Source organism: Hephaestia caeni (assembly GCF_003550065.1).
GTDB classification, from domain to species: Bacteria; Pseudomonadota; Alphaproteobacteria; order Sphingomonadales; family Sphingomonadaceae; genus Sphingomonas; species Sphingomonas caeni_A.
The window spans coordinates 856,639-867,873 of record NZ_QXDC01000003.1; the positions used below are offsets into that span (position 1 = coordinate 856,639).

The following is an 11,235-nucleotide window of genomic DNA, read 5'->3' on the forward strand; positions in this document are numbered from 1 at the left end:
ATTGATGTCAATCAGCAGATGATCACTGACGGTCTAGCCTTCGATCTGGCCATCCCGCGCGAAAGAGGGGTGTCCTCGCATCCCGATCCGCCGCCGTTGCCGCGGACCCTTGCGGCCAGACGGATTGGATGCAACCAACGACACAGTCGTAGCTCAGATATCGAGAACGAGACGGGCGGATTGCGACCCTGAGCAGCAAACCATTATCCGGTCGTTCGCCGCCTGCTCGTCTGGCGTAAGCACCGAATCGCGATGGTCAGGGACACCTTCAAGGACCTTGCATTCGCACGTGCCGCATATGCCTTCGCTGCAAGAATAGGCGATGTCGATGCCGGCATCGATCATTGCGTCGAGAATGCTCTGACCGTGCTCAATGTGGAGCTCGCGGCCGGACTTCGCGCACATCACCGCGAACCCGCCACCCAGCGCCGCCTCTTCCTTGGCTGCAAAATACTCGACATGGATATGGTCTAGCGGACGCCCAAGGTGGACCGCGGCGGTCTCGAATGCCTGCAGCATGGGATTGGGACCGCAGCAGTAGAGATGGGCATTTTGCGGCGTGCCGGCAATCACTTGCTCAAGATCCAGCATGCGCCCGCCCGGCTCCCGATCGAAATTGAAATTGACGCGGCCGGGTTTGGCGAGCTCGAGCGCTTCCAGGCGTTCGCGAAAAGCACACATGCTACGCTGCCGACAGCTATACCACAGCTCCCACGATCGCTGCAGGCGTTCGAGCCGCTGAATCATGCAGTACATCGGCGTGATGCCGATGCCACCGGCGATCAGCACGACATGCTCCGCGTCCTCCACTAGCGGGAAGTGATTGCGCGGCGCAGAGAGCGCGATGCGGTCGCCGGGCTTCACCGTATCATGGATGAGCGTCGATCCGCCTCGACTGTTGGGATCGCGATTGATCGCGACGACGTAATGGTCACGATCCTCTTGCGCGTTGCACAGAGAATAGCTGCGCGACATGCCGTTACCGAGCCGAAGCTCGATGTGCGCCCCTGCGGTGAACGCGGGCAGGAGACCGCCGTCGGCGCGGCGGAACTCCCATGAGCTTATTCCGTCGGCTTGGCGCTCCACGGCCGCGACCACTGCGTCGATATAGTCGACGTCGGCATTCATCATGGCCTTACCCACCGCAGCTGCGCGTTGCAGAATTCACGCAGGCCGAAATGCGACAGCTCGCGGCCGTAGCCGCTCTGCTTCACGCCGCCGATCGGCACGCGCGGATCGGAAGCGGACATGCCGTTGACGAAGACCGCACCGGCTTCAATGTGCAGCGCCAGCCGGGTGCCCGCCTCTACATCGGCCGTCCACAGCGCTGCCGACAGGCCAAAGACGCTGTCGTTGCCGATGCGCACTGCGTCCTCTGCGTCCGCGGCGGACATGATCGCGGCGACCGGCCCGAATGTCTCTTCCGCGCAGACCGGCATGTCCGCGGTTACCCCGACGAGGACGGTAGGCGGGTAATAGCTTCCCGGGCCGTCCGGGATCTCGCCGCCGAGCAGCACGCGGGCGCCCATCGCGACGCTACGGCGGACCTGGTCGTCCAGCTCGGCGCGGGCGCGCACCCGCGCCATCGGGCCCATGTCCGTCGCCGGATCGAGCGGATCGCCGATGCGGATGACGCGCGCCGCCTCGACGAACCGCGCGACGAACGCTTCCATGATCGGCGCGGCGACGATGATCCGCTTCGCGGCAATGCACACCTGGCCGCAATTCTGGAAGCGCGCGTCGATCGCGGCGGCGACCGCGCGATCCAGATCGGCGTCGGCCAGCACGATAAAGGGATCGGATCCGCCCAGTTCGAGCAGCGACTTCTTGATATGGCGCCCGGCCTCGCTGGCAAGCGCGGCGCCGGCAGTAACACCTGCCGTGACAGTGACGCCGACGATGCGCGGATCGGCCAACAGACCGGTGACAAGCGCACGATCGGCATGGACGACACCGAACAGGCCGGGTGGGAAGCCCGCCGCTTCAAAGCACTCGGCGAGCGCCCAGGCGCTGCCTTGAACATTGTCCGCATGCTTGAGCAGGAAGCCGTTGCCGGCGCACATGATCGGCACGGCGGCGCGCAGCACCTGCCACAGGGGGAAGTTCCACGGCATCACGGCCAGCACCACGCCGAGCGGACGATAGCTGACGACCGCCTGGCCATCGCCGCCGACATCTGGGGTTTCATCGGCAAGCAGATCGATTAGATTATCCGCATACCAACGCGCCAGCCAGGCGCATTTGTCGACCTCTGCGCGCGCCGCGGTGATCGGCTTGCCCATTTCCAACGTTATCAGACGGGCGAGGGTTTCGTGACGGGCGTCGAGCGTATCGGCAAGGCGACGGAACGCTTGACTGCGCCGCTTTATATCGCTCGTTCGCCAATCGGCGAAAGCCACGCTGGCCGCCGCCACCCTTTGCTCGAGCGCGGGCCCGTCGAGCATAGGATAGCGTGCGATTTCCGCACCGGTGGCAGGATTGATCGAGATGGCCTCGGTCCGCATGGAAGGACTTCCTGACTTTCAGTAAACGCTGGATGGGGCGGGGGCGGCGCCCGGCGGTATATCGCGAAAGCGGGCGGCGAGCGCCTCCGCTCCGCGCGCGAGTAGCGTCACATCGGTGCCCACCGCGACGAAACTGGCGCCGAGCGCCAGATACCGGCGCGCGGCCTGTTCGTCTGCGATCAGCAGCCCGACGGGCTTGCCCGCGGCGCACACCGCGGCGATGCCGGTTTCGATCGCTGTCTGGACATCCGGGTGCATAGGATCACCGAGATGTCCGAGATCGGCGGCAAGGTCCGATGGCCCGATGAAGACGCCGTCGACACCATCGATGCGCGCGATCGCCTCGATGGCGGCGAGTGCCGTTCGGCTTTCGACCTGGACGAGCAGGCAGATCTCATCCGTCGCGTCCCGCAGATAGCCTGGGGTCCGGTTCCAGTTGCTGGCCCGGCCGATCGCCGAACCGACGCCGCGCACGCCATTGGGGGGATATCGGGTGGCGCGAACCATCGCTTCGGCGGCCGCAGGACTTTCGATCATCGGCACCAGCAGCGTTCGTGCCCCCACGTCGAGATATTGCTTTACCAGGACCGCATCGTCCACCGGCAGCCGGACCACCGGTTCGACGGGATAAGCGGCCGCTGCCTGCAATTGCGCCAGCACGGATCGCAGGTCGTTGGGGGCATGCTCACCATCGATCAGCAGCCAGTCGAAGCCGGCGCCGGCGCAGATCTCGCAGCAGTAAGGGGAGGCGAGAGCTTGCCACAGCCCGATCTGGGCACGCCCTTCCGCGATCGCTTTCTTGAAGGAATTATGCATGTGCGCCCGATCCTGATCCAGTTTCAAAGGAAATGGCAGAAAACGCGGCCGAAACTGCCGAAATCCCCCTCAATCACGCTCCCCGAAGACTCGACCGGACGAATGAACGATCCCGACAGGACGATCTGGCCCGCCTCAATGCGGTTTCCGTACGCCGCCAGCCTTTCGACAAGCCAGCCGAGTGAGACCAGCGGGTCGCCGAGCACGCCGGCGCCGAGCCCCGTTTCTTCTACCTCCCCGTCGCGGGACACGACCGCGCCCACGAAGCGAAGATTCAGATCACGCAGATCACGCACCGGATCGCCAAGGACGATGCCACCATTGGCGGCGTTGTCCGCGATCGTATCGCAGACGGTCCGGGGCCGGCCCGTATCCGGATTTCGGCGGACGATGCGCGTGTCGAGAATTTCGAGCGCGGGAGCGACATAGTCGGTCGCGGCGAGGATCGCCTCGACCGACGCGCGGGCGGGGTCAATCGTCTCCTTCATGACGAACGCAATTTCCGCCTCGACCCGCGGCTCGATGAAACGCCCTGCTGGAATTTCAGCACCACTCGCGAACGCCATGCTGCGCAGCAGCACGCCTGAATCCGGAATGTCGATCGCGAGCGCCGCCTGCATCGCCTTAGAGGTGAGGCCGATCTTCCAGCCGATTATTGGGTCGCCGGCAGCCTGCTTCATCCGGACCCAAGCGGCCTGAATGGCATAGGCATCGTCCATCGTCATTCCGGGATAGATGTCGCTGAGCAGCGGGATCTGATTCCGGTCCCGCTCGGCAGCCGCCAACGCGCCCGCCGCGTCCTCGATCGCCGCCTCGTCAAGCGTGACGCCGCCGAAATCGTGAATACGGCGGGCTTCCACCATCAGCCCGCAACCACGGTGCGATTGGTTGCGAAGCCTTCCTCCGCGCCCAGCAGCGCGGGTGGCTCCTTCAGGCTTTCCTGCCACAGCAGTGATTCCATCGCTATATTGAGCGGCTGGTCTTGAATGGTCAGTTCGTACACCGGCTCATCGTAGCTGGCGTGGTTGTGGATCGACCAGCCGGGCGCCGACAGCATCAGATCGCCAGCCTTCCATTCATAGGTCTTGCCCTCAACGGTCGACCGGCCTGCGCCGGAGAAATAATAGTTCACCGCCGCCGAGGAATGGCGATGCGGGCGATCAACGATCTTGGGCGGGCGCACGGTCATCGTGGCGAAGAAGCTGGGCGTCGTGCCGTTGGTGCGGCCGGTCATCGGATTGTACAGCAAGTAGAGGCGACGGCCGGCATAGTCCTTGCCCAGCGCCTCGAGCTTATCCAGATGCGCCTTAACTTGTTCCCAAGGCCAATAAAGCGCTGGGCTGGTGACCGAAGGCGGGTTGATCAGCCGCTCATAAGGCATCAGCCACGCGCCGTCCTCGGTCAGCTGGAACGTGCCATAAGGGCTGGTGCGGCGCCTGTTATCGGCCTCGTCAGCGCTTTCCTCATCACGGTCGATCGACTTGAGCAACGGCTGCGGGTTTTCCTCGACGACATGGATGTTGAGCATGTCGAGCAGCGCACCGTTCGAATAGGTGAGCCGTGCATAGACCTCATCGCCAGTATTCTTATGGCGATAGATCCGCATCGACGGCGTATTCCACACGTCGTACAACGCGGTGGCGCGGCGCTGGCCGCTGATCTCGGTCTCGCCGCTGCCGCGGATGACGAAGTTCACCTGGGTCGAATTCTGGCGGAAGGTGGCGGTTTCTTCGCCCGGCAGCAGCACGTCCAGCGCCACCTCGATGCCTGGAGCCAGCCCGTTCGAGCGCCGGTTCATCGGATGGCGGAAATAAGAACGGCGGCGGCCGTTCGTCGGCGTGGAGAGCGCGGCGAGACGCTGAATCTCGTCATCGATCGTCTCCTTGGAAATGACGATCGGTTCCCAGGGCGCATCCTTGGCCGGGATCGGGCCGGTGGCGTCGACGAAAACGCAGCTGCTCATAGCGGAAGGTTCCTTCTACGGGTTCAGCGTCAGGCGCGGCGCCTGGCGGGTGATCGGGGCAATGGGGCGGCCGAGTCCGGCAGCGCGGACACGACGTAAGATCTCGATGCCCAGCGACAGGTCCGAAATGCCCATGCCCATCGCCTTGAAGACGGTGAGATCGGCATCGGCGGGTCGGCGCTGGTCGCGCGCGACCAGCGCCGACAGCGGCTGAAGCCGGGCCCACTGCGCTTCGTCGTCGCCAAACGCGGCCATGAACTCCTGGCTGAGCCTGCGGACCTGAGGCACGCTGTCGGCGCCGGTCACGGTGGCGCGATCGAGCAGCGCGGGTTCGAACTCCACTCGCTCAGGCGTGATCGCGCCTACGGCGTTGAGGTGCACGCCGCGCGCCAGCATGTCGCGCGTAATCACCGGCGCGCGCGCGCGGGTGACCAGGGTGACGATGTCGGCCGCGTCGAGCGCCTCGTCCAGCGTCTGGGCGGCGATCGCCTCGATCCCGAGCTTCTGCTCGACCTTCTCGGCAAGCGCCGCGCGATTGGCAGCGGTTGGGCTCCACACCGTCACCCGATCGAGCCGGCGGACCGCGGCGACCGCCGCGATCTGCGTGATGCTCTGCTTGCCTGCGCCGATCATAGCGAGGCGCGATGCATCGGGCCGCGCCATCACATCCGTTCCGACGCCGCTGATTCCGCCGGTGCGCATCTGCCCGAGCGCAAACGCCTCGATCATTGCCACGATCGCGCCGGTGCTGGCGTCGAGCAGCACCAGGAGCGGCATCGCGCCGCCCGCCGTGTGGGCCCAGGTTTTCGTGCCGACGATGTTCCACCCCTCGAACACCGCGCCGATCGCATGCAGGTTTGAGCCGTTCGCCCAAGTCGCGTGTGTCTTCGCCATGTTGGTCGCGCGGCCTTCGGCCTCCTCGCGAAGTCCAGCGCGCAGCGCATCGATCGCCTCTGGCAACGCCATCACCGAAACGACCTCGGCCTCGGAAATCCAGATTCCCTGGGTCACGCGCCCACCCCCTCGAAAATCGAGGGCACCGGCGGCGCCAGTTCCAGCGCGTTCACGATCATTGCATGAGTGATGTACCGGCCGACCAAGAACATGATGGCGATCGTTTGCTCGGGCCCGATCGCGTCGATCAGGGCTTCGCGTTCGGTCGAAACACCCCGCCCGCTGCGCTCGACCATCGCGACGACGAGGCGCTGAACGGCACGCTCTGCTTCGGAAAGGTGTGGCGCGTCGAGCGGCGAGAGTAACTCGACCGCCGCCACCCAATCCTCGCCGAAGCCCAGCTTTTTGGACAGGCGCTCGTGCTGGTGGAGTTCGTAACGGTTGTCGAATAGCTTGGCAACGGTCAGCGCGCCGGTTTCGGTCAGGCGATCGGGCAGCGCCTTCTTCAGTGCCTCGGTCATTTCCATGAAGGGCGCGAGCACATCGGGTTGCGCGCCGGCACATCTGAAGAACTCACCAAGATACCCGAGCCGCTCGACCCGCGCGCGAAGGACGTCCTGAACGTGTGGCGCAAACGCCTCGAACGCCAACCTTGCGATACGATCACTCACTGCGGCGTCTCTTTCGTTCTGTATCTGGAGCATCTCAGGGATGGCGATCGGGGGCGGCGTCGCAAGCGTGCGCCGCCGCCCGGGGGGTGTGCAAGGGCGCGATTAGAAATTGAAACGAATCGTTCCCTTAAGTTCGCGTGGCTTCTCAAGGATGCCGTCGGTACCATTCGGACTGACGCGAAGCGATTGAAAGACGACCGTATTGGTGATGTTGGTCATCGCCAAGGTAAAGACGAACTTTTCATCGGGTGGCGTGAACGAAATCTGGCCGTTGAGCAGAGAATAGGGCTTTTGCGAAAAGTTGTTCGTGAAATCGTAGTAGATTCGATCGCTGTGGTAGAAGTTAAGCCGCGCGCCGATGCGGCCCATCGCATAAGCGTGCGACCAATCTGCGGCGAGGTTCACTGCCGTCCGTGGCGCCAACACGATGCGATTTCCCGACACGTCGGCAATGACGGCGGTGTTGCCGACGCCGTTCGGGTTAGGAGTAAAGCCTTGAGCGAGAGGAAATTCCCCATATTCGCCATGAAGATAGGAAAACTTGCCGGTGAGATTCAGGTCGTGCATCGGCACGAGGGTGAGTTCGAGTTCGCCGCCGTATATTTTGGCGGTCGCTGCATTTTGGAGCAGCACCAGATTGGTAATCGGATCGCGCGCGCTGACCTGCAGATCCTTGTAATCATAGTGAAAGACCGACAAGTTCGTGCGCAACCAACGGGCCGGATCGGCTTTGATGCCGCCCTCGATCGAGGTCAGGTTCTCGGGACGGGTGGGCGTGGGCGAGGTGCCGACGCCGTTGTAGACGCCACTTTTGAAGCCGGTGCCGTAATTCAGATAGATGTTGGCGTCGGGAGCGAACTGCCAGCGCAGCGCGCCGCGATAGGTGAATTTGTCAAAACGGCTGCGTTGCTGTGGAAATAGCGGCACGCCGTTCGTGGCCTGCTCGAACTTCCGCACCTCGGTGGTGTATCGACCGCCAGCCGTCAGAAACAACGTGCTGGTCAGCGAGTACGTGCCCTCCGCGAAGCCGGCGAGCGAGGACACGCGCACATCGGGCGACGTCGTCGTTGTCGACAGGGTCGGCAATGTCGGTGGCGGCACCTTCGCAGGCGTCGTTGTGGGTACGATGCCGTCGAGATGGCTTGTGTAGTAATAGGCGCCGGCGAGCCACTGAAATGGGCCCGGGGTGTCTGAGAGGACGCGGACTTCCTGCGAGAAGGTGCGCTGGCGGGTGTCGACCTGCCCCAACCCAAGATTGATGTTGGTGGAATCGCGGTCCTGTTGCTGGTAGATTTCGCCATTCTGATAAGAACTGGCGGTTTCGACCCTGATCGCACCTATATCGAGCCGCGATTGCAAGGTGATGCCGAACCGCTCTAAGTTGAGTTGAGGATCGTAATTGTAGGCGGCCTGCCACGGCCCGGTGGGGAGGATCACGCCCGGGTAGGAACGGGCAACCGTATTGTTCTGATAGATCTGGTTAGCGTTGGAACCGCCGTCGCGCTTGGCATAGTCGCCGGTGAGCACAAACTGCGCGCTGTCACTCGGCCTAAACAGCAATTTGCTGCGCAAAGAGTAATATTCATCCTCGCCGTAACGCTTACCGCCGTGGACCAGGTCGGTGATATAATTGTCGGTCTTCTTGTAGAGACCCGCAAAATCCATCGCGAACTTATCGGAAAGCCCGCCGGTCATATAGCCGCGCAGGTCATAGTCCCCAGCACCTCGCAATACTCCCGCCGTCGCTGCGACATGGCCGCGGAAATCAAAGCTGGGATCGGGCGTAATGATATTGATCAGGCCCCCGGTAGCATTACGTCCGAAGAGCGTTCCCTGCGGCCCGCGCAGTACCTCGACGCGCTGGATCTCGACCAGATCGAGGTTCGTGGTCCAAGGATCGGGTTGGTAAACGCCGTCGATATATGTCGCGATGCTCGATTCGTCGCCAACCACGCCGCCGCTGCCGACGCCGCGGATCACCGGTTGGTTCACACCGGCGTTCCGGCTTCCGACGAGGCCGGGAACGACCTGGGTCAGTTGGCGGGTGTCGAGCACGCCGCTCGATTCAAGCGCCCCGCCCGTGATCGCAGTGACAGTAACGGGAATTTTTTGAAGGCGTTCCTCGCGGCGGGTCGCGGTTACCACGATATCGCCGATGCCGTTATTGTCCTGGTCGGCGACGGCCGTCATCGCATCGGGATCGCCAGGAGCTGGCGCGGCTGCTTCGGCATCCACCGTCGATGACGTGCCGACGGGCGGCACCGTCTGCGCCATCGCCGGGAAACTGACCGACGCGCAGAGAACCGCGATCGATACCAACCTCTCCATATCATCCTCCCAAATCGACTTTTGTGATTATGAACATGTCCATTAAACGGTAAAAACGGACCTGTCCATTAATAAAATTAGGGGTGTCTCGATATGGAGAAACTCTCGCTAGTGGCAGGCACACGACCGCGCCGACGCGACGCATAAATGCCGAGTGCAGCGATGCAGGATTGCAATGGATTGACAAATCGCCCCGGCTTAATCCGAGGGACGGACCTGAGAGGGCGTTGGCCTATTCTCTAAAGCTCAGCGGCGGGATACCGGCAACGCCCCAGACGTCGCCTTTGTGTTCGGGCCCCCAGATGTGCGCTTCGACCGACGCATCGACGTCGAACTGCTCCATATCGCCGTAATATTCGATGTAATTCCCCGCGGGGTCAGCATAATAGCTGAATATGTTGTTCCCTGGGCCGTGGCGCCCGACGCCCCACGCGCATTCAACTCCCAAATCGCGCAACCGCGCAAAGTTACGCATGACGTTGTCGAGCGAGCCTACGTCGAAAGCGATATGCTGGATTCCGGTCTTGTTCTTGCCGCTCTTCATCAGCGCCAGCGAATGATGATCCGAGTTACAGCGTAGGAAGGACATTCCGGCGTTGGTGCGATCGGTAACGTAAAAGCCTAGCAGCGTGTAAAAACGTTCAGCCGCCGCCTGCGCGGGTGTCCAAAGGACGACGTGGCCGATACGGTTTGGGGCCAAGGGATGACCCGAACCCGCGGCGGCCGCTCCCGGACGGGGCGCGACAAGCCAGATCTCACGGCCGTCGGGATCCGTGACAGCAACGGCCATCGCGTCGGCGCGAAAGAGCGTTTGGTCCGCAATTCGCCGGGACGGGAATCCCGCCGCTTCCAGACGCGCGGCCATTGCAATCAGATCGTCCGGCGAACCCACCGCGAAGGCGACGTGCGCGATTTGCGAAGGGCCTTCGCCAAGCAGCAGGTCGTCATGGTTCTCCGACGGGCTGCGAAAGGCCGTGAACTCGCCATCGCGACCTTGGTCGCGCAGGAGCCAGATGTCGCGGTAGAAGCGCCGCGCTGCGGGCAAATCCGGCACATGGAGCGCCAGCCGGTGAATTCCCTGAACGCGTTGTTCACGCCCCTGCGCCGCCATGCCGCCTCTCCCGTGTGCTTTCGATGCTTGTCGCCTTCCGGACGCCGGTGCGCGACAAAGCGGATCGCGCCGGGATGCGCCCGCTGGCGGCGACCCCGGCAGTCATCCGCTATCGAAATTACAAGGACATGTCCAGTTTTTCAGAAGACAAAAATGAATATGTCCATCTATTCAGGCGCGCGGTTGCATCTGCATCGGTGGGGCGGATCGACGAGTCTAGCGCTCGTGTGCACCCGTTGACGAGCGTTTGCGGGGCGATCGGGGCGTGGCTGCACCTGCTTTCGCGCGCGTGTTGGAGCGCTGCGAAGTCGCCGCGGCACGCGGTGAAAGGCCGTTGATCTGGAGCCGGATCAAGCGGCGCAGATAGTCGATGCCCTCCTCGGCAACGGGATCGTCGCCGCCTACCCACCAGCGCGCCGTCGCCGAGAAAATCAGGAAGAAATGCTGGGCGACGACATCTGTCGTCTCCAGCGGCCGGATTTCGCCGCGATTGATCGCATCTTCGACGATGAACTCAAGCTGCCGCGCGATGGCCCGGCGAGTGCGTGTATATTCCTCGCCGTGCATCCCGCCGGAATAATAGTTGATTTGCAGGAAGATGCGGGCGAGCCGCGGGTTGTTGGCCCAATCCTGGTAGAAGGGGGCGAAGAAGGCGAGGATCCGTTCCCCGAGCGGCATATCGCGCGATCGTGTCATATCGATCGCGATCTCCATCATCTCGACGGTGATCTCATTGAACACGAGCAGCGTGAGATCGCGCTTATCCGCTGCGTAGAGCGACAGAGTGCCCAAGGCGACATGCGCCTCGCGCGCAACGTCGCGTAGCGTGGTCGCGTCATATCCATGTTGCGAAAAGAGCTTGAGGGCCGCACGCCTGATGCGCTCGCGCTTTTCCGCCTTGTTGCGCTCTCGAACCTGCAAGCCGTGCTCCTCTCCAGTCAAGAAGCA

10 protein-coding genes are annotated in these 11,235 nt (G+C 63.1%); all 10 read right to left on the reverse strand.

The window, feature by feature from the left end; translation table 11 throughout:
- Positions 1–153: 153 nt before the first annotated feature.
- The 10 genes from DFR49_RS12580 to DFR49_RS12625 all read right to left on the reverse strand — a co-directional run bounded on the left by DFR49_RS12580 (position 154) and on the right by DFR49_RS12625 (position 11,208).
- Positions 154–1,131 (reverse strand): PDR/VanB family oxidoreductase, encoded by a 978-nt coding sequence (locus DFR49_RS12580; RefSeq protein WP_245968435.1) that lies wholly within the window; start codon positions 1,129–1,131, stop codon positions 154–156.
- Positions 1,128–2,504, reverse strand: a complete 1,377-nt coding sequence (locus tag DFR49_RS12585) for an NAD-dependent succinate-semialdehyde dehydrogenase (protein ID WP_119035989.1) — start codon at positions 2,502–2,504, stop codon at positions 1,128–1,130. Before DFR49_RS12585 ends, DFR49_RS12580 begins: the two co-directional genes overlap by 4 nt.
- Before the next feature lie 18 nt (positions 2,505–2,522).
- Positions 2,523–3,320, reverse strand: a complete 798-nt coding sequence (gene hpaI, locus DFR49_RS12590) for a 4-hydroxy-2-oxoheptanedioate aldolase (RefSeq protein WP_119036413.1) — start codon at positions 3,318–3,320, stop codon at positions 2,523–2,525.
- A gap of 23 nt (positions 3,321–3,343) precedes the next feature.
- Positions 3,344–4,183, reverse strand: coding sequence for an FAA hydrolase family protein (locus DFR49_RS12595; RefSeq protein WP_119035990.1), 840 nt, complete (start codon positions 4,181–4,183; stop codon positions 3,344–3,346).
- Positions 4,183–5,283: a cupin domain-containing protein gene (locus tag DFR49_RS12600; protein WP_119035991.1), complete on the reverse strand. Its 1,101-nt coding sequence runs from the start codon at positions 5,281–5,283 to the stop codon at positions 4,183–4,185. Before DFR49_RS12600 ends, DFR49_RS12595 begins: the two co-directional genes overlap by 1 nt.
- 15 nt (positions 5,284–5,298) lie before the next feature.
- On the reverse strand, positions 5,299–6,294 hold the full coding sequence (locus DFR49_RS12605) for an ornithine cyclodeaminase family protein (protein ID WP_119035992.1): 996 nt from the start codon (positions 6,292–6,294) through the stop codon (positions 5,299–5,301).
- Positions 6,291–6,848, reverse strand: a complete 558-nt coding sequence (locus DFR49_RS12610) for a carboxymuconolactone decarboxylase family protein (protein ID WP_245968436.1) — start codon at positions 6,846–6,848, stop codon at positions 6,291–6,293. The genes DFR49_RS12605 and DFR49_RS12610 overlap by 4 nt, the downstream gene beginning before the upstream one ends.
- A gap of 102 nt (positions 6,849–6,950) precedes the next feature.
- Positions 6,951–9,176 carry a TonB-dependent receptor gene (locus tag DFR49_RS12615; RefSeq protein ID WP_119035994.1) on the reverse strand — a complete coding sequence of 742 codons (2,226 nt, stop codon included), beginning with the start codon at positions 9,174–9,176 and terminating at the stop codon, positions 6,951–6,953.
- Between the two features lie 232 nt (positions 9,177–9,408).
- Positions 9,409–10,287, reverse strand: coding sequence for a VOC family protein (locus tag DFR49_RS12620; RefSeq protein ID WP_119035995.1), 879 nt, complete (start codon positions 10,285–10,287; stop codon positions 9,409–9,411).
- A 216-nt stretch (positions 10,288–10,503) separates the two neighbouring features.
- Complete coding sequence (locus tag DFR49_RS12625; RefSeq protein ID WP_170151015.1) at positions 10,504–11,208, reverse strand: TetR/AcrR family transcriptional regulator; 705 nt, start codon at positions 11,206–11,208, stop codon at positions 10,504–10,506.
- Positions 11,209–11,235: the final 27 nt, after the last annotated feature.

What these genes read in the sequence shown, in the direction of transcription:
- DFR49_RS12595 (WP_119035990.1), bottom strand. Translation starts at nt 4,183, where the DNA reads ATGGTGGAAGCCCGCCGTATTCACGATTTCGGCGGCGTCACGCTTGAC.
- hpaI (WP_119036413.1), bottom strand. Translation starts at nt 3,320, where the DNA reads ATGCATAATTCCTTCAAGAAAGCGATCGCGGAAGGGCGTGCCCAGATC.
- DFR49_RS12615 (WP_119035994.1), bottom strand. Translation starts at nt 9,176, where the DNA reads ATGGAGAGGTTGGTATCGATCGCGGTTCTCTGCGCGTCGGTCAGTTTC.
- DFR49_RS12620 (WP_119035995.1), bottom strand. Translation starts at nt 10,287, where the DNA reads ATGGCGGCGCAGGGGCGTGAACAACGCGTTCAGGGAATTCACCGGCTG.
- DFR49_RS12585 (WP_119035989.1), bottom strand. Translation starts at nt 2,504, where the DNA reads ATGCGGACCGAGGCCATCTCGATCAATCCTGCCACCGGTGCGGAAATC.
- DFR49_RS12580 (WP_245968435.1), bottom strand. Translation starts at nt 1,131, where the DNA reads ATGATGAATGCCGACGTCGACTATATCGACGCAGTGGTCGCGGCCGTG.
- DFR49_RS12600 (WP_119035991.1), bottom strand. Translation starts at nt 5,283, where the DNA reads ATGAGCAGCTGCGTTTTCGTCGACGCCACCGGCCCGATCCCGGCCAAG.